Source organism: Salipiger bermudensis, assembly GCF_019801965.1.
Lineage (GTDB): Bacteria > Pseudomonadota > Alphaproteobacteria > Rhodobacterales > Rhodobacteraceae > Salipiger > Salipiger bermudensis_A.
Map to the genome: position 1 here is coordinate 112,518 of NZ_JAHVIA010000002.1, position 15,873 is coordinate 128,390.

20 protein-coding genes are annotated in these 15,873 nt (G+C 67.1%); 12 read left to right on the top strand and 8 right to left on the bottom strand.

All coding sequences use genetic code 11. The annotated features are described in order from the left end of the window. Nucleotides 1-17 precede the first annotated feature (17 nt). Nucleotides 18-362: an antibiotic biosynthesis monooxygenase family protein gene (locus KUV62_RS04455; protein ID WP_222602482.1), complete on the top strand. Its 345-nt coding sequence runs from the start codon at nt 18-20 to the stop codon at nt 360-362. A gap of 124 nt (nt 363-486) precedes the next feature. Here the strand turns inward: KUV62_RS04455 and KUV62_RS04460 are convergent, their stop codons facing one another. The 4 genes from KUV62_RS04460 to uraH all read right to left on the bottom strand — a co-directional run bounded on the left by KUV62_RS04460 (nt 487) and on the right by uraH (nt 4,255). Beyond that, complete coding sequence (locus KUV62_RS04460; protein ID WP_222602483.1) at nt 487-1,671, bottom strand: aromatic amino acid transaminase; 1,185 nt, start codon at nt 1,669-1,671, stop codon at nt 487-489. Further along, nucleotides 1,671-2,528, bottom strand: coding sequence for a 3-mercaptopyruvate sulfurtransferase (gene sseA / locus KUV62_RS04465; RefSeq protein ID WP_222602484.1), 858 nt, complete (start codon nt 2,526-2,528; stop codon nt 1,671-1,673). The genes KUV62_RS04460 and sseA overlap by 1 nt, the downstream gene beginning before the upstream one ends. Before the next feature lie 608 nt (nt 2,529-3,136). Next, nucleotides 3,137-3,607 carry an SsrA-binding protein SmpB gene (gene smpB, locus KUV62_RS04470; protein ID WP_222602485.1) on the bottom strand — a complete coding sequence of 157 codons (471 nt, stop codon included), beginning with the start codon at nt 3,605-3,607 and terminating at the stop codon, nt 3,137-3,139. Between the two features lie 288 nt (nt 3,608-3,895). Further along, on the bottom strand, nt 3,896-4,255 hold the full coding sequence (uraH, locus tag KUV62_RS04475) for a hydroxyisourate hydrolase (protein ID WP_222602486.1): 360 nt from the start codon (nt 4,253-4,255) through the stop codon (nt 3,896-3,898). Nucleotides 4,256-4,390: 135 nt separating this feature from the next. On the opposite strand from uraH, the gene puuE reads away from it, so the two are divergent. Continuing rightward, nucleotides 4,391-5,806 carry an allantoinase PuuE gene (puuE, locus tag KUV62_RS04480; RefSeq protein ID WP_222602487.1) on the top strand — a complete coding sequence of 472 codons (1,416 nt, stop codon included), beginning with the start codon at nt 4,391-4,393 and terminating at the stop codon, nt 5,804-5,806. Beyond that, on the top strand, nt 5,803-6,300 hold the full coding sequence (locus KUV62_RS04485) for an ureidoglycolate lyase (protein WP_222602488.1): 498 nt from the start codon (nt 5,803-5,805) through the stop codon (nt 6,298-6,300). The genes puuE and KUV62_RS04485 overlap by 4 nt, the downstream gene beginning before the upstream one ends. Nucleotides 6,301-6,386: 86 nt before the next feature. On the opposite strand, the gene KUV62_RS04490 is transcribed toward KUV62_RS04485, so the two are convergent. Beyond that, nucleotides 6,387-6,980: a hypothetical protein gene (locus KUV62_RS04490; protein WP_222602489.1), complete on the bottom strand. Its 594-nt coding sequence runs from the start codon at nt 6,978-6,980 to the stop codon at nt 6,387-6,389. 182 nt (nt 6,981-7,162) lie between these two features. Here KUV62_RS04490 and KUV62_RS04495 point away from each other — a divergent pair, with 182 nt between their 5' ends. From KUV62_RS04495 to KUV62_RS04505, 3 genes are all read left to right on the top strand, one after another. Further along, complete coding sequence (locus KUV62_RS04495) at nt 7,163-7,447, top strand: hypothetical protein (protein ID WP_222602490.1); 285 nt, start codon at nt 7,163-7,165, stop codon at nt 7,445-7,447. Nucleotides 7,448-7,472: 25 nt separating this feature from the next. Then, a complete protein-coding gene (locus tag KUV62_RS04500) occupies nt 7,473-8,123 on the top strand; it encodes a hypothetical protein (protein ID WP_222602957.1) in 651 nt (216 codons plus the stop codon). 112 nt (nt 8,124-8,235) lie between these two features. Beyond that, nucleotides 8,236-8,901, top strand: a complete 666-nt coding sequence (locus tag KUV62_RS04505; protein ID WP_222602491.1) for a glutathione S-transferase family protein — start codon at nt 8,236-8,238, stop codon at nt 8,899-8,901. A 173-nt stretch (nt 8,902-9,074) separates the two neighbouring features. On the opposite strand, the gene KUV62_RS04510 is transcribed toward KUV62_RS04505, so the two are convergent. Beyond that, complete coding sequence (locus KUV62_RS04510) at nt 9,075-9,599, bottom strand: hypothetical protein (RefSeq protein ID WP_222602492.1); 525 nt, start codon at nt 9,597-9,599, stop codon at nt 9,075-9,077. Between the two features lie 307 nt (nt 9,600-9,906). Between KUV62_RS04510 and queG the strand changes: the two genes are divergently transcribed. After that, entirely contained in the window at nt 9,907-10,947 is a 1,041-nt protein-coding gene (queG, locus tag KUV62_RS04515; protein ID WP_222602493.1) for a tRNA epoxyqueuosine(34) reductase QueG, read from the top strand. Between the two features lie 111 nt (nt 10,948-11,058). Here the strand turns inward: queG and KUV62_RS04520 are convergent, their stop codons facing one another. Continuing rightward, a complete protein-coding gene (locus KUV62_RS04520) occupies nt 11,059-11,529 on the bottom strand; it encodes a hypothetical protein (RefSeq protein WP_222602494.1) in 471 nt (156 codons plus the stop codon). A 298-nt stretch (nt 11,530-11,827) separates the two neighbouring features. On the opposite strand from KUV62_RS04520, the gene msrB reads away from it, so the two are divergent. Both msrB and msrA read left to right on the top strand, forming a co-directional pair. Then, nucleotides 11,828-12,277 (top strand): peptide-methionine (R)-S-oxide reductase MsrB, encoded by a 450-nt coding sequence (msrB, locus tag KUV62_RS04525; protein WP_222602495.1) that lies wholly within the window; start codon nt 11,828-11,830, stop codon nt 12,275-12,277. Further along, on the top strand, nt 12,274-12,780 hold the full coding sequence (gene msrA, locus KUV62_RS04530) for a peptide-methionine (S)-S-oxide reductase MsrA (RefSeq protein ID WP_222602496.1): 507 nt from the start codon (nt 12,274-12,276) through the stop codon (nt 12,778-12,780). The genes msrB and msrA overlap by 4 nt, the downstream gene beginning before the upstream one ends. Nucleotides 12,781-12,843: 63 nt before the next feature. Here the strand turns inward: msrA and KUV62_RS04535 are convergent, their stop codons facing one another. Then, nucleotides 12,844-13,548 (bottom strand): Crp/Fnr family transcriptional regulator, encoded by a 705-nt coding sequence (locus KUV62_RS04535; protein ID WP_222602497.1) that lies wholly within the window; start codon nt 13,546-13,548, stop codon nt 12,844-12,846. A gap of 542 nt (nt 13,549-14,090) precedes the next feature. Here KUV62_RS04535 and KUV62_RS04540 point away from each other — a divergent pair. From KUV62_RS04540 to KUV62_RS04550, 3 genes are read left to right on the top strand one after another with little or no spacing between them, the layout of a single operon-like run. Further along, nucleotides 14,091-14,732 (top strand): MliC family protein, encoded by a 642-nt coding sequence (locus tag KUV62_RS04540; RefSeq protein ID WP_222602498.1) that lies wholly within the window; start codon nt 14,091-14,093, stop codon nt 14,730-14,732. 10 nt (nt 14,733-14,742) lie between these two features. Continuing rightward, nucleotides 14,743-15,252 (top strand): DUF805 domain-containing protein, encoded by a 510-nt coding sequence (locus tag KUV62_RS04545; protein ID WP_222602499.1) that lies wholly within the window; start codon nt 14,743-14,745, stop codon nt 15,250-15,252. After that, nucleotides 15,249-15,860 (top strand): class I SAM-dependent methyltransferase, encoded by a 612-nt coding sequence (locus KUV62_RS04550; protein WP_222602500.1) that lies wholly within the window; start codon nt 15,249-15,251, stop codon nt 15,858-15,860. The genes KUV62_RS04545 and KUV62_RS04550 overlap by 4 nt, the downstream gene beginning before the upstream one ends. The last annotated feature ends 13 nt before the right edge of the window (nt 15,861-15,873 follow it).

A 15,873-nucleotide genomic window follows, 5' to 3' on the forward strand; every position in this document is an offset into this window, starting at 1 on the left:
CAAAAGGGAGGAACACCATGATCGCCATCATCTTCGAAGTCACCCCCGCCGAGGGCAAGCGCGACGCCTATCTCGACATCGCCGCCGCCATGCGCCCGCTGGTCGAAGAGGTCGAGGGGTTCATCTCGGTGGAGCGCTTCGAGAGCCTGACCAACCCGGGCAAGCTGCTCTCGATCAGCTTCTTCGAGGACGAGGCGGCGGTGCAGCGCTGGCGCCAGCTCACGGCGCATCGCGGCGCGCAGCGCAAGGGGCGGGAGGAGATCTTCGCGGGCTACCGGCTGCGGGTCTGCCACGTTCTGCGCGATTACGGCATGGAGGACCGGGCCGAGGCGCCGCAGGACAGCCTGGCCGAACACGGCTGACACGCGACATTCGGCAGACAGGAGCGTCAGGCCGGCCAGGGGCTCCGAGGCGACGGGCTGAGGCCCGGCGGCGAGACGGCATGGGCGGGGCCCGCAGGCCCCGCTCCGCTTCGTAGTGAAGGGATCAGATCCCGGATTTGACGATCGCTTCCGCGAGGATCGGCACCGAGGTCTTGTTCAGGCCCGCGATGTTGAGGCGCGAGTCGCCGACCATGTAGATGCCGTGATCGCGGCGCAGGGTCTCGACCTGCTCCGGCGTCGCGCCGAGGCGCGAGAACATGCCGCGGTGCTGGGCGAGGAAGCCGAAGCGGTCCGAACCCGACAGGCGCTGCAGCTCGGAGGCCAGCTGCTCGCGCAGGCCCAGCATCGAGTTGCGCACTTCCTCCAGTTCGGCGGCCCACTCGGCGCGCAGCGCCTCGTCGGTCAGCACCATGGTCACCAGCCGCGCGCCGTGATCCGGCGGGAAGGAGAAGTTCTGCCGGTTGAGGTAGTTCAGGCTGTCCTGGTTGAGCTTGCGCTGGCCGGCATCCTTGCTCACCGCCATCAGCAGGCCGGTGCGCTCGCGGTAGATGCCGAAATTCTTCGAGCAGCTCGCTGCGATCAGCACTTCCGGCATCTTCTCGGCCACCATGCGCACGCCCTCGGCATCGGCATCGAGCCCGTCGCCGAAGCCCTGGTAGGCGATGTCGATCATCGGCACCGCCTCGCGCTCTAGCAGCAGCTCGATCACGGCCTTCCACTGCGGGATGTTGAGGTTGGCGCCGGTCGGGTTGTGGCAGCAACCGTGCAGCAGCACCACGTCGCCCGGCATCACCTGGTGCAGGTCAGCGATCATGCCGGCGAAATCGACCGAGCGAGTCTCGCTGTCGAAGTAGCGATACGAGATGAACTCGATGCCCATGTGCTTGAGGATCGACAGGTGGTTCGGCCAGGTCGGATCCGAGACGAAGACGCGGGCCTTGGGGTTGGCCATGCGAATGAGGTCAAAGGCCTGGCGCACCGCGCCGGTGCCACCCGGGGTCGCCGCGGCGGCGACGGTCTCGCGCGCGACCGCATCGCCCAGGACCAGCTTGACCATCGCGTCGGCAAAGCCCGGATCGCCTGCGAGCCCGGTGTAGGACTTGGTGGTCTCGGTTTCCCAGAGCTGCTTCTCGGCGGACTTGATGGCGCGCATGATCGGGGTGTTGCCGCTGGCATCCTTGTAGACGCCGACGCCGAGGTCGATCTTCTGCTCGCGCGGATCCTCGCGATAGGCCTGCATCAGGGCGAGGATCTTGTCGGCGGGTTGCTCTTTGAGGTTCTCGAACATCAGTGCTCTCCGGTGGCGACGGGCAGGGTGGGGAATTGCCCCCACTCGCTCCACGACCCGTCATAGAGGGAATGGTCGTCCTTGCCGATAACGGTCAGGGCAAGGTTGAGGATGGCGGCGGTGACGCCGGACCCGCAGGAGGTAATCGCGGGCTTGCCGAGGTCCACCCCGGCGGCCTCGAACACCGCGCGCAGCTCGGCGGGCGCCTTCATCGTGCCGTCCTCGTTCAGCAGCGTCGTATAGGGGACGTTCTTCGAGCCCGGGATGTGGCCGGCGCGCAGGCCAGGGCGCGGCTCGGGCGCCTCGCCGCGAAAGCGGATGGCGGCGCGGGCGTCGAGGATCTCGGTGTCCTGCAGCTTGGCGGCGGCGGAGACTTGGGTCACGTCCTTCACCAGCTGGTTCTGGCGCCGCACGGTCATGTGGCGGTCGCGGATCACCGGCGGCAGATCCTCGGTCTCGCGGCCCTCGGCCTGCCACTTCGGCAGGCCGCCGTCGAGCACGGCGATGTCGTTCTGGCCCATCAGCTTGAACAGCCACCAGACCCGCGCCGCCGAGAACAGCCCCTGGCTGTCATAGACCACCACCTGGTGGCCGTCGCCCACGCCCATGGCGCGCAGCCGCGACATGAACTTCTCGACGGGCGGCACCATGTGCGGCAGGTCGGAGCGGTTGTCGCTGACATCGTCGATGTCGAAGAAGCGCGCGCCCGGGATGTGGGCGGCATCGTATTCCGCCTTGGCGTCGCGGTCGGACCCGGGCAGGAACCAGCTGGCATCGAGGATGCGCAGGTCGGGATCCTTGAGATGGGTCGCCAGCCAGTCGGTCGAGACAAGCGTCTTGGGATCGTCTTGGTTCATGAAACCTTTCCCGGGCAGTCAGGGTCGGTCACGTCTCTAAGCCGCGGGGGGCAGCAATACAAGGGGATGGGAGGGCGGCGCGGGACAAGGTCGCTGCTTCGCGAAGGGCGGGACGCGGCTCCGGATGGTTGAAGCGGCCCCCGTGGCGTTGATGGGCTGAAATTGAGGGGTGTGGAACGGATCGCCGTTCGAACTCAGACCCCGCGCGAAATCAAGGCCGCAGGCCGCCGCGCATCGTTCATGCTGAAAGCATGCCTCCGGCATGACCCGCCCCCACGGACCGGCGATTTGGGTGGGCTAGGTGTCAGGCTTCGAGGTCCTTCGGACTTGGCGGGGATAAATCGCGGGATTCCGAGCGTGGATCGCCATTCCGCGGCCCGACAATGCGCGACGTGCTCAGCCGCTTCGGCTTCAGCCAGAGCGTTTCTGCCGCCTGCCTTGAGAGCCGATTGAGGCCAACGCGGCTTCGCATTTCGAAACTCTTTTCCAAGGTTTTGTCAGGGGTGTCGATGCCAACCCGGGGAGGAAAAGGGGAGATACCGGTCACGACACGCCATTCTCAGCAACCGTCCCAAGCGCCGCTCAGGCAAGGCGGCGACCCGCGGCACTCAGCCCTGCTTCAGCAGACGCTGCTTCTGGCGGTTCCAGTCGCGCTTGGCCTCGGTCTCGCGCTTGTCGTGGTTCTTCTTGCCCTTGGCGATGCCGACCTTCATCTTCGCCACGCCCTTGTGGTTGAAATAGAGCACCAGCGGCACGATGGTCATGCCCTTGCGCTGGGTCTCGTTCCACAGCCGCGCCAGCTCTTTCTTCGACACCAGCAGCTTTCGCCGGCGGCGCTCCTCGTGGCCGAACATGGCGCGTTCGTAGGGGGCGATGTAGCTGTTGACCAGCCACAGCTCGCCATCCTCGACCGCCGCATAGCTCTCGGCGATGTTCGAGGTGTTCTCGCGAAGGGACTTCACCTCGGACCCGGTCAGCACGATGCCGACCTCGAGATCGTCTTCGATCGCGTAGTCGAAACGGGCACGCCGGTTCTCGGCGATCACCTTGTAGTTCGGGTCTGTCTTCGGTTTGGCCATTGTGTGCATGTAGTCCCTGCCGCCCCGCCTGTCCATAAGCGCGATGCGGGGGACGGGGCCTAGACGCGTGAGGATGCGAAGGGCCGGGACCGGGTGCGCGGTGTGGCAGGTCACCGGGTTCAGGCGCAGAGAGGGGCGCGCTGGGGGCAGGTCAGTGGCGATGGTGCGCGGAGATGCGAGCCATCGGGTTCAGGTGCAGGGTGCGCGCGTCACTGCATTAGTTCGTGCCGCACCGCGCGACGGGCGCAGCCAAGCGCGGGGGCAAAGCGACGGGAGCTGGCCCCGGCCTCAGCTGCCGCGATAGGTGGAATAGCCGTAGGCCGAGAGCAGCAGCGGCACATGGTAATGGGCGTCGGGGTCCGACATGCCGAAGCGCAGCGGGATCTGGTCGAGAAACAGCGGCTCGGCGCCGGCCTGCCCTGTGGCTTTCAGGTAATCCCCGGCGAAGAAGACCAGCTCGTAGCTGCCGGTCTTGAAGGCCGCCTTCGGCAGGATCGGGCTGTCGGTGCGGCCGTCAGCGTTGGTCACCGTCTCGGCGATCTTGCGATGGGAATTGCCCGACACCCGGTAGAGCGCGATTTTCACCCCCTCGGCGGGAACGCCGCGGGCGGTGTCGAGCACGTGGGTCGTGAGGTATCCGTCGGCCATTCCTCTTGCTCCTTTCGTGGGCAGGGCGGATAAGCGGGGCATCGCCGCGCCGCCGGGTCCAGCCTTTGCGGTTCCGTCCCGGTTAGAGCGCGATTATCCGATGATGACAACAAGACCCAAGTCAGGAGGGGCCAGATGCAGCGTTATCCCCGCAATTTGATCGGTTACGGAGCGGATCGCCCCGACGCGAAATGGCCCGGCGGCGCGAAGATCGCGGTGCAGTTCGTGCTGAACTACGAAGAGGGCGGCGAGAACAACGTGCTGCACGGCGATGCCGCCTCCGAGGCCTTCCTGTCGGACATTCCCGGTGCCGCCATGTGGCCCGGCCAGCGGCACTGGAACATGGAGTCGATCTATGAATACGGCGCCCGCGCCGGCTTCTGGCGGCTGCACCGGCTGTTCACCGCCGCCGGCATCCCGCTGACGATCTACGGCGTCGCCACCGCGCTGGCGCGCAATCCCGAGCAGGTCGAGGCGATGAAGGACGCGGGCTGGGAGATCGCCAGCCACGGCCTCAAATGGGTCGAGCACAAGGACATGCCCGAGGAAGAGGAGCGCGCCGCCATCGCCGAGGCGATCCGCCTGCACAGCGAGGTGGTGGGCGAGCCGCCGCGCGGCTGGTACACCGGGCGCTGCTCGGAAAACACCGTGCGGCTGGCCGCCGAGATCGGCCAGTTCGCCTATATCTCGGATACCTATGACGACGATCTGCCCTACTGGCTCGAGATCGACGGCGCCGATCACCTGATCATCCCCTACACGCTCGAGGCCAACGACATGCGCTTCTCGGTCAGCCCCGGCTGGATCGAGGCGGAGCAGTTCTTCACCTACCTGAAAGACAGTTTCGACACGCTCTATGCCGAGGGCGCGGCGGGCAAGCCGGCGATGTTCTCGATCGGGCTGCACAACCGCCTGATCGGCCGCCCCGGCAAGGTCGCGGGGCTCAAGCGCTTCCTCGACTATATCGCGGGCTTTGACGGCGTCTGGACCCCGCGCCGCATCGAGATTGCCGAGCATTGGGCCGCGACGCACCCGCCGGTGAAGCGCGAGCGCCCGAGCCGGATGGACCGCGAGACGTTCGTGGCCAGGTTCGGCGGCATCGTCGAACATTCGGAATGGGTCGCCGAGCGCGCCTTCGAGCTCGAGCTCGGCCCGGCGCATGACACGCCGGTGGGTCTCGCCAACGCGCTGGCGCGGGTGCTGCGCAGCGCCAGCGCCGAGGAGCGCATGGGCGTGCTGCAGGCGCATCCCGACCTCGCCGGCAAGCTCGCCGCCGCCAAGCGACTGACCGAAGACAGCACGTCTGAGCAGGCCAGCGCCGGGCTCGATGCGCTGACCGAGGCCGAGCACGCCCGCTTCACCGAGCTCAACACCGCCTATGTCGAGAAGCATGGCTTCCCCTTCATCATCGCGGTGCGCGATCACGACAAGCCCGGCATCCTCGCGGCCTTCGAGCGCCGCATGGGCAACGCGACCGAGGTGGAATTCGCCGAGGCCTGCCGGCAGGTCGAGCGCATCGCGCGGCTGCGGCTGGAAAGCGTGCTGGCATGAAGACGATCCTTGCCGAGCCGCTGACCGCCGGCGCTTTCGCGCCGTTCGGGGATGTGCTGGAGATCTCGGGCGATCCCGACAAGATCATCAACCAGGGCCTCTGCGGGCGCTACCACGACCGTGCCGCGATGGATTTTGGCCCCGGCGGGCGGGCCGGCATCAGCCTGTTCGACGCGGTGCCGCGCGATCTGCCCTACCTGCTCGAGATGGTCGAGCGGCACCCTGAGGGCAGCCAGGCCTTCCTGCCGATGCACCGCAACCCGTGGCTGGTGATCGTGGCCGAGGCCGGGGCGGAGCCGGGGGAGATTTCCGCCTTCCTCGCCGCGCCGGGGCAGGGGATCAACCTCTATCGCGGCACCTGGCACGGCGTGCTGACGCCGCTGCAGGCGCCGGGGATGTTCGCCGTGGTCGACCGCATCGGTGCGACGCCGAATCTCGAGGAGCATTGGCTCGACACTCCGGTGATGATCACAGCGCCCGCCGCGGCGGGATAAAAAGAGCGCGCGGGGCCTGCTCGGCACCCCGCGCGCTGCGCCACCGGGCGGACGGGACTCCGCGCCGATGCCGCTGTCTCTTTCGTTCAGTACTGGCGATGATAGGGGCGCGGCAGGTTCGGGCCGTCGCGGCGCACCGCCTCCAGCCCATAGCCCTTGCGGCGCAGGCAGGACCCGTCGAAGGCCCGCTCCTTGCGGCCGCCGTCACGCACATACATCTCGCAGGCATCGGGCAGTCGGCTGGTGCGGACCCCGGCATTGGTCATGCAGTCGCGGTCGAAGGCATAGCGGCTGCCGCCGCCGTCGATGCGCATCATGCAGCGCGACGGCAGGACGTATTTCGTATCCTGCCGCTGGCCGAAGGCGGGGCCGACGACACGCGGCGGATCGTTGCGGCGGTTGTCATGACGCTCTTCGCGGCGCTCCTGGTGGCGCTGGCGCCACTGCTTGGCGAGCTCTTCCTGGCGCTGCTGTTCCTTTTTCTTCTTCTTGTCCTTCTTGCGGTCGTCCTTGGCGTCTTCGCGGGCCTCGGCGATGGCATTGCCAAGCATGTAGAGCACCCCGGCGGTGCCGAGCGCCTTCAGCACGTCCCGGCCATCGGCGGCGCGGGCAGGGGCTGCGGAGAAGGTGGTGATGGCGAGCGAGGCGGCCAGAACGGCGGCGATGAACTTGCGGGACATGGGCAGTCTCCTGTTGGTGTGTCTGTCGTGTCTTGCGGCGCCGCCGTCCTGGCCGACGCGCCTCCCGACCCTCGCCCCGGCCCCCAATTTCAGGCAATATCGGCCCCCTGTTATCGGATAACCGGCCCCTTCCGGGCGCTCTGCTATTGAATTGCACCCCGCCCGGGCGCAGGGTCGCGGCCATGAAACGCATCCTTCTTCCCCTCTTCCTGGCGCTTGTCCTGCCCGCCGCCGCGCGGGCGGACTGCTATGTCGAATACAAGGCCAAGCAGGACAGCCCGCTGCGCCTGCATTACGGCATCTCGCGCCTGTCGGGGGATTGCCCCGGCAAGGGCGCCGCTGCGGAGCGGCTCTCCGCCGCTCTGGCCCGCGATGGCTGGACGCTCTTGAACGTGGTCGGGCTTTCGACCAAGGAACCCGGTGACAAGAAGAGGGCCAACGCCGGTGACTACTACCTCCGCTACTGACGCAAGACGCACCGGCGCGCGGCTGGTGGGCGCGGGCATCGCCGCCATCGTGGCGCTGCTGGTGGGCGCCGGGGTGCTCTTGATGTTCACCCTGCCCGACGCCAATGCCTTCAATGCCCGCGTCGAGCGGCTGTTCATCGAGAATGACGACCTGACCGGGCAGGCCGAGGTCAAGCTCCTGGAGATCCTCGCGCAGTCGGGCACCGCCTTCTCCGACACGCTGGCGAGCTACCGGATGGTGATCTTCGTGCTGCTGGTCTTCGCCACGGCGCTGCTGGTGGCGGCGCTGGTATTTCTCGTCATGCTGGTGATCCTCAACCGCCGCATGGCGCAGATCGAGCGCTCGGGCATCCAGGTCAGCTCGCTGATCATCAGCCGCGAGGAGAACACCGTCTATCTCAACACCATGGGCTTCAAGCTCACCGAGGCGATGGTCGAGACGCTGGCGGTGCTGGCCGAGGCGCGGATGGATGACGAGATGCTCTCGGGCGCGCAGATCGAGGCGATGATCTCGGGGCGCGATGCCAGCGATTGCGAGGAGGCCGCCGGCGCCACCCGCATCAAGCGCCTGCGTGACGGGCTCGGCAACCAGATGGTCAGCGAGCTCCTGGTCAAGAACATCGCCCGGCGCGGCTACATGCTGGCCATCGACAAGGACGTGATCGAGGTTATCTGAGACACTGGCAGATCGGCGGCGCATCGCGCGAGCCATCGTGCCCAGTTGAAACCTCGGGGGATTGGGGGCAAAGGTGCTCGCAGTTCCCAAATCTCTCGGATACCATCGCCCCATGGCCAAGCTTTATCACGTGCCGCTGTCCCCATTCTGCCGCAAGGTCCGCCTGAGCCTTGCCGAGAAGAAGATCGAGTGCGAACTGGTCGAGGAGCGCTACTGGGAGAAGGACACCGACTTCCTGCGCCGCAACCCGGCGGGCAAGGTCCCGGTGCTCAAGATCGACGGCAAGACGATGTCGGAAAGCGCCCCGATCTGCGAATGGATCGAGGAGAAATACCCCGAGCCGCCGCTGATGCCGCGTTCGGCCGATGCCAGGCTCGAGGTGCGCCGGCTGGTGTCGTGGTTCGACGACAAGTTCCACCATGAGGTGACCTCGAAGCTGCTCTACGAGCGCGTTAACAAGAAGATCATGAAGCAGGGCTTCCCCGACAGCAGCAACGTCAAGGCCGGGGCGAAGGCGATCAAGTATCACCTCGACTACATGGCCTGGCTGCTCGATCACCGGCGCTGGCTGGCGGGCGACGTGATGACGCTGGCGGATTTCGCCGCCGCGGCGCATCTCTCGGCGCTCGACTACATCTCCGACGTGGACTGGAACCGCTCAGAGACGGTCAAGGACTGGTACGCAAAGATCAAGTCGCGCCCTGCCTTCCGCTCGATCCTCGCCGACCAGGTCCCGGGCTTTCCGCCGCCGCCGCATTACGCCGATCTCGATTTCTGAGAGCTGTGACTGGGGGCACGGCCCCCCGTCGAATCGTGGATAGGCAATCGGACGCGACCCGTCTCGTGGCAAGAGGCCGTGCCGCGCGGTCGGCTCGGGCCAGCCGCCCGGCGCATCCGCGGGATCGCTTCGACACGGCGCTCGACCCTTCTCCGGGACGGCGAACCCGCGGCTCAGCCTTCGGTGAAGAAATCTTCCGGGAGGACGTCCTGCAGGCCGTAGAAGAAGATGTCGATCTCGAGCGCCAGCCCGACCTCGAAGGCGTTGAGCTCGGGCCCGCTCCAGCGCTGCTGCTCGAGACGGGCGAGGAACTCGCGGCAGGTCTGATCGGCGCGTGGGTCGAGCGTGAGCGCGCGGGCGGCACGCAGCTTGTCGATGCGCTTGTGGACCTCGCGCATGGCTGAGAACGCCTCCATCATCGCGCGCGTCAGCCGCGGCTCGGTCTGCCAGCTCTGGCCCCCGAAGACCTCTTGCACCACGCGGTTGCCGGCGCCGAGGCAATCGTAGGCGACGCAGCCCGGGAAGCCCTCCTGCGTCAGCCGGTCGTGGATCGAACAGCTGTGGCCCGAGAGGTTGCGGCAGGGCTCGCCGGGGTTCTTGTCGAAGGCGAAGTCTCGGCCCTTGTCGAAGGCCAGCGCGAGGCAGCACAGCGCCGCGCATTTCGAGCAGTCGGTCTTGAGGAGGTCGGGCTGGGACATGCTGGCTACTGGTCGTCTTTTCAGGGCGTGTGGCGGGCGTCTGGGCCGCCGGTATCCCGTGAAAGCGGGGCGGATTGCAAGCGGTGGTGCTGTTGGGGCGTGGCGGGCTGCGCCGGTCGCGGCGGGCGCCGGATGCGTTGACAGGGCTCGAGCCGGGCCCCTAAACGGCGATACGTGCCGAACGCGGGACGCAGTTGCGCCTTTGCCCGCGAGGCGGTGTGAGACGGAGAGCCGGGAGGGGGCGCTGCCCCCGTCGCGCGCAGCGCGACTCCCCCGGAGTATTTTTGACGAAGAGAAGGGCAGGCAGGTGTCTTTGAAGCGCAAGCTGGTGGCGGAAGCGGCGGAGGTGGGGTTTGCCTCGTGCAAGATCTGCCGTCCCGGCGACGTGCCGCAGGTGGCGGAGCGGCTGGCGGCGTTTCTCGAGGCCGGCCGGCACGGGCAGATGGGCTGGATGGCCGAGCGCACCCATTGGCGCGGCGACCCGCAGGCGCTCTGGCCCGAGGCGCGCTCGGTGATCATGCTGGCGGAGAACTATGGACCGGCACATGATCCGCGCGACGTATTGGAGCTGCGCGACCGGGCGGCGATCTCGGTCTACGCGCAGAACCGCGACTACCACGACGTCGTCAAGAAGCGGCTGAAGCGGCTCGGGCGCTGGCTCATCGCCGAGGCCGAGCGCGAGGGCGGCGGGGCGGAGATCAAGGTCTTCGTCGACACCGCGCCGGTAATGGAGAAGCCGCTCGGGCAGGCGGCGGGCCTCGGCTGGCAGGGCAAGCACACCAATCTCGTGAGCCGCGAGCTGGGCTCCTGGTTCTTCCTCGGCGCGATCTTCACCACGCTCGAGCTGGAGACGGACGGGGCCGAGCGCGACCATTGCGGCTCGTGCCGCGCCTGTCTCGACGTCTGCCCGACCGACGCCTTCCCGGCGCCCTACCAGCTCGACGCGCGGCGCTGTATCTCCTACCTGACGATCGAGCATCACGGCCCCGTCGACGAGGCGTTGCGGCCGGGACTCGGGAACCGCATCTACGGCTGCGACGATTGCCTCGCCGCCTGCCCGTGGAACAAGTTTGCCGAAGAGGCGCAGGAGATGAAGTACCACGCGCGGGAGGAGCTGCTGTCTCCGGAGCTGTCGCAGCTGGCGGCGCTCGACGATGCGGCGTTCCGGGCGCTGTTCTCGGGCTCTCCGATCAAGCGCATCGGGCGCGACCGCTTCGTGCGCAATGTCTGCTACGCGATTGGCAATTCCGGCGATCTGGCGCTGCGGCCAGCGGCGCAGACCCTTTGCGAGGACGCTTGCGAGACGGTGCGCGACGCGGCGCGCTGGGCGGTGGCGCGGCTTGGATGACGCAAAGAGGCCCGGCCCCCGGGAGCGAGGGGCCGGGCCGGGCGCGCCCGCAGCGTGGGTCCGGTCAGGGGCCGGTCAGGGGAAGGGCCGGGCGGGCGCGCGTCTCGTGGATCAGGCGCGGTCGTCGATCAGCACGGTGACAGAGCCGTTGGCATCCTGGTAGACGCCGAGCACGTTGTCGGAGCTGAAGCCCTCGGCCTCGAGAGCCTCGGTCAGCACTTCGCTGCCATCGACCTGGGTCTGCAGCATGTCGAGCGAGGTCTGGGCGCGGGCCAGCGCGTTGTCGAGCGCGGCGGCGCGGTCGGCGCCTTCGCCCTCGAGATCGCCCAGCGTCATCGTGGTGACCTGCGTGTCGTCCGGGATCTCGCCGGTCGGGATGGCGACGCCGTCGCCGCCGAGATCGGCCATCAGCTCGCCCAGCGTCTCGGGCACTTCCGTGGCGCCGAGGCGGGTCTCGACGCTGGCTTCGGCGTTGGCCTGTGCGGTCAGGTCGGTGTCGGTCGCGCTCTGGGCGAAGGCCGCGCCGGCGAGGCTGGTGGCGAGAAGGGCGGCAAGGCCAAGCTTGGTCGAACGGATGGTCATCGGGGATCCTCCTTTGGGTCCGTTGCATCCGACGCGGTGTCGCGTCGCTCTGAGAGGTAAGGGCGCGACAGCGCGATTGGATCCCTCGCGAGAGCCTGTCCGAGCCGGAGCGGCGGCGCTCCGCCGGGACGCCGGGCCACGGGGTGGCGGAGCGCCGCCGGTTCCCGCGGCAAGATCCGGGCCGGCGAGTGCCCGCGCGTGGCGCGGGCCGATCACGGCAGGGTCAGGCCGATGAAACAGCCTTTGCATTGATGCAGATCGGACCCATCTTAAGGGCAAACGGATCATGGAGGCGCCAATGGCAACTTATGAAAGAAACCCCGACGTGATCGCCGCGCTCGATCCCGAGCAGTACCGCGTCACGCAGGAAAACGGCACCGAGCGCCCGGGCAGTGGCGCCTATCTCGACAACAAGGAGCCAGGGATCTACGTCGACGTCGTCTCCGGCGAGCCGCTTTTCGCCTCGTCGGACAAGTACGAGAGCGGCTGCGGCTGGCCGAGCTTCGTCAAGACCATCGAGCCCGCCCATGTGCAGGAGCTGCGCGACACCTCCTACGGCATGGTCCGTGTCGAGGTGCGATCGACCCATGGCGACTCGCATCTTGGCCATGTCTTCCCCGACGGGCCGGCGGATCGCGGCGGGCTGCGCTACTGCATCAACTCGGCGTCGCTGCGCTTCATCCATCGCGATGACATGGAGGCGGAAGGCTACGGCGCCTATCTCGACCAGGTGGAGGATGTGACATGAGTGAACGTGCAGTTCTTGCGGGTGGCTGTTTCTGGGGCATGCAGGATCTGATCCGCAAGCTTCCGGGGGTCGAGGCAACCCGCGTCGGCTATACCGGGGGCGACGTGCCGAACGCGACCTACCGCAACCACGGCACCCATGCGGAGGGGATCGAGATCATCTTCGATCCGGAAAGGATCAGCTACCGGCGCATCCTCGAGGTGTTCTTCCAGATCCACGACCCGACCACTCTGAACCGGCAGGGCAACGATGTCGGGATGAGCTATCGCTCGGCGATCTACTATGTCGACGCGGCGCAGAAGCAGGTCGCGCTCGACACCATCGCCGATGTCGATGCTTCCGGGCTCTGGCCCGGCAAGGTGGTCACGGAGGTCGAGCCGGTGGGCGATTTCTGGGAGGCCGAGCCTGAGCACCAGGATTACCTCGAGCGCTTCCCCAACGGTTACACCTGCCACTACCCGCGCCCCGGCTGGGTCTTGCCGCGCCGCGACGCGGCGGAATGATTCACGGAAGCGGTGGGGGCGCCTCGCGGCGCCCTTGCCGCGCGTCAGGCGGGGCTGACCCTGTCAGCCCCCCACGACGTAGGTCTCTTCGCCCTCTTCGAGCACGCATCCGATGCTCTTGCGATCGAGGATGCGGATGCGGCCCCGGCCGACCTCGACCGTCCCGCTATCGGCCAGATCCTTCAGCATCCGGTTCACCTTCTGCCGCGAACAGCCCATCAGCGTCGCGAGATGCGCTTGGCTGATGCGGATGTCGGGATCGTCCGGGGTGCTCAGGACGCAGAGGTAATTCAGCAGCCGCGCATCGACGGTTTGGAATTGCTCCACGGCGCGGTTCTCGTTGTCGCGCACGAGGCGCCCGTGCAGGATCCGGGCGATGTTGCGGATCACCTGCGGCTTCTGGGCATAGTCCAGCAGCAGCGATGTCGGGGCATAGAGCATCGTGGTGTCGGGCAGCGAGGTACAGGTCGCGGCGCAGGGCATGTCGGAGAGCGCCTCGACGTCGCCCATGATCTCGCCCGGGCCCGCCACGTGGATCACGCTGAGGTTGCCCTCGACATCGAGAAAGCTGATCACCACCCGGCCGCGGGCGACGATGTAGAACCCGGAGGTGTGCTCGGATTGGGTGAGCAGGGTGGCTTCTTCGCTGTAATGCCGTGGCGTGCAGGCATCGAGGAAGGCGCGTTGCTCATCCTCGGACAGGCCCTTGAGCAGGCAGATGCCCATCAGATCGGGATAGGTGGCGCTGACCTTCAGTCGGGTGGTCATGCGGCACTACATCGATTTTTGGAAAGCGGGCTCTGAGACGGAACGTTGCAGGTCCGGATCTGTGGCGCGAAATTGCGCAGCTCCATGTCTCGCTCCCGGATGTGAAAAAAGCCTCCGGCGCGCGGCACGGATCCGCAGCGCCGGAGGCGTTATACAACCCTGGCAGGAGGGTTAAAATCCCCGACTTGAAAAAACACTCGCGAAACCGCGAAATTGGGTCCGGACGCCGCATCCCCGACTTCCGAACCAAGCCCCTGCCAAGAGACACTGGTTACACAAAAAAATGCCGCTGCGCCTTGCTCGGATGAGCTTAAAATTGCTCAGGGCATGACAATGTAGTTACATTGATTCGTATCTGGCGTTGTGTCGCCGAGGTGACGGTTCTGGTCGCTTTATGCACCGAGCGAAACAATTTTCCTAAAGCTGTCGGGTCTTACGGCATCGCGAATTTCCGAATCGCCTGAGATTCGTGCAATTTTATGAATTGCCGCGTGCAGGGAGTTCGCTATCCTCTCCCTACCGCTCTACGGAGAGTGATTTTCATGTTTGTAAACGCAAATCTTTTCACGGCTATCGCTCTGGTTGTTTGGCTTAGCCTCCCAGACGCCGCAAGAGCGCTCGATCCATCCTTCGATTGCAGCAAGGCGCAATCCAGCGCCGAAGAAACAATCTGCGGCTCTGACGCGCTGGCCTCGCTCGATCTCGAGCTGGCACGGCTCTACAAGGCTGCGTCGACCGGGCCCAACATGACCCCGGAGGCGCTCGGCATCCTCAAGGCAACGCAACGCGGCTGGATCAAGGGACGCGACGGCTGCTGGACGTCCGACCTGGGCGTGCCGCTCTGCACCGCCAACGAATACGCCTTCCGGATCTTCGAGCTGCGGCAGGGCTATGCCGACGCCCGTGCCGAGGAGGGCGCCTCGCTCGGGCCCTTCCCCTATCGTTGCGAGGGGATGGGGGCGACGATCAGCGCGGTCTTCGTCAACACGCTCGAGCCGATGGTGGTGTTGAGCTGGGCCGACAACACGGTCGTGCTGCCGCGGGTCGAGTCTGGCTCGGGCGCGAAATATGCCTCCGACGCATGGTATGGCGGTCCGGCGCTGTTCTGGACCCAAGGCCGCGAGGCGCAGTTTGCCGCCCCCGGCGGGGACGAGACCAGCTGCCAGCAGGACGACATCGGATAGGAGGCACCTCATGGGTTTCGTCGACGCCATCAAGAACGGCTTTTCCAACTACGCCACCTTCAGCGGCCGCGCCTCGCGCCCGGCCTATTGGTGGTGGATGCTCTTCGTCGTGCTCGGCGCGGCGGTGCTGGGCGTTGTCGATCTGGCGATCTTCGGCGCCGATCCCGAGACCGGAGAGGGGCGGCGGATGCTGTCGGGCCTGTTCCAGCTCGCGGTGCTGCTGCCGACGCTGGGGCTGGGCTTCCGGCGGCTGCACGATACCGGCCGGCCCGGCTGGTACTACCTGCTGCCGTTCCTGATCTCGGTCGCGCTAATGTTCGTGCTGCTGAGCGGGGTGATGGTCGCCACCGGCCTCGAGATGGAGGCAGGGACGCCGCCGACGGCCGGGCTGATCGTCGGCGGCCTCGGCGTGATCGTGCTCTGGGTGGTGCAGCTGGTGATCTTCATCCTGCTGATCTGGTGGCTGACCCGGCCCTCCGAGCCCGGAGAGAACGCCTACGGGGCGCCGCCCACCGCATGAGCGCCGCGTTCTGGGACAGGATCGCCGAGCGCTACGCCGCCCGGCCGGTGAGCGATACCGCCTCCTACGAGGCGACGCTCGAACGGGTGCGCCACTGGCTGCGCCCCGACATGCAGGTTCTCGAACTCGGCTGCGGCACCGGCTCCACCGCCGAGCGGCTGGCGCCTGCGGTGGCCCGGATCACCGGCAGCGACTTCTCCGCGGGGATGATCCGGATCGCCGAGAGCCGTCGCGACGCCCCGAACCTTGGCTTCCTCTGCGCCGGTGTCGGCGAGGCGCTGGCCGATGGGCCTCATGATGCGGTGCTGGCGTTCAATCTCCTGCACCTGCTCGACGATCTCGGGGAATGCCTGTCGCAGGTCCACGCGGCGCTGTGCGAGGGCGGGCTGTTCCTGTCGAAAACGCCCTGCGTCGGCGCCAGGTGGTATCTGCGGCCCGCGGTCTGGGGGCTGCAAAAGCTCGGCAAGGCCCCGGCCGTCCTCTTCCTGAGGCCCGCCGAGCTCGAGGCGGCGATCCGGGAGGCGGGGTTCGAGATCGTCGAGACCGGCGACTACCCCGCGAAGCTCCCCAACCATTTCGTCGTGGCGCGCAAGCGGTCCACGACCTGAAGAGCCGCGCAAA

Bases quoted from the DNA above. Each gene is read 5' to 3' on its own strand.
- smpB (WP_222602485.1), bottom strand. From the start codon at position 3,607: ATGGCCAAACCGAAGACAGACCCGAACTACAAGGTGATCGCCGAGAAC.
- puuE (WP_222602487.1), top strand. From the start codon at position 4,391: ATGCAGCGTTATCCCCGCAATTTGATCGGTTACGGAGCGGATCGCCCC.
- uraH (WP_222602486.1), bottom strand. From the start codon at position 4,255: ATGGCCGACGGATACCTCACGACCCACGTGCTCGACACCGCCCGCGGC.
- KUV62_RS04460 (WP_222602483.1), bottom strand. From the start codon at position 1,671: ATGTTCGAGAACCTCAAAGAGCAACCCGCCGACAAGATCCTCGCCCTG.
- KUV62_RS04510 (WP_222602492.1), bottom strand. From the start codon at position 9,599: ATGTCCCAGCCCGACCTCCTCAAGACCGACTGCTCGAAATGCGCGGCG.
- KUV62_RS04455 (WP_222602482.1), top strand. From the start codon at position 18: ATGATCGCCATCATCTTCGAAGTCACCCCCGCCGAGGGCAAGCGCGAC.
- msrB (WP_222602495.1), top strand. From the start codon at position 11,828: ATGGCAACTTATGAAAGAAACCCCGACGTGATCGCCGCGCTCGATCCC.
- KUV62_RS04535 (WP_222602497.1), bottom strand. From the start codon at position 13,548: ATGACCACCCGACTGAAGGTCAGCGCCACCTATCCCGATCTGATGGGC.
- KUV62_RS04550 (WP_222602500.1), top strand. From the start codon at position 15,249: ATGAGCGCCGCGTTCTGGGACAGGATCGCCGAGCGCTACGCCGCCCGG.
- KUV62_RS04540 (WP_222602498.1), top strand. From the start codon at position 14,091: ATGTTTGTAAACGCAAATCTTTTCACGGCTATCGCTCTGGTTGTTTGG.
- KUV62_RS04485 (WP_222602488.1), top strand. From the start codon at position 5,803: ATGAAGACGATCCTTGCCGAGCCGCTGACCGCCGGCGCTTTCGCGCCG.
- KUV62_RS04520 (WP_222602494.1), bottom strand. From the start codon at position 11,529: ATGACCATCCGTTCGACCAAGCTTGGCCTTGCCGCCCTTCTCGCCACC.
- KUV62_RS04495 (WP_222602490.1), top strand. From the start codon at position 7,163: ATGAAACGCATCCTTCTTCCCCTCTTCCTGGCGCTTGTCCTGCCCGCC.
- KUV62_RS04490 (WP_222602489.1), bottom strand. From the start codon at position 6,980: ATGTCCCGCAAGTTCATCGCCGCCGTTCTGGCCGCCTCGCTCGCCATC.
- KUV62_RS04545 (WP_222602499.1), top strand. From the start codon at position 14,743: ATGGGTTTCGTCGACGCCATCAAGAACGGCTTTTCCAACTACGCCACC.
- KUV62_RS04505 (WP_222602491.1), top strand. From the start codon at position 8,236: ATGGCCAAGCTTTATCACGTGCCGCTGTCCCCATTCTGCCGCAAGGTC.
- msrA (WP_222602496.1), top strand. From the start codon at position 12,274: ATGAGTGAACGTGCAGTTCTTGCGGGTGGCTGTTTCTGGGGCATGCAG.
- sseA (WP_222602484.1), bottom strand. From the start codon at position 2,528: ATGAACCAAGACGATCCCAAGACGCTTGTCTCGACCGACTGGCTGGCG.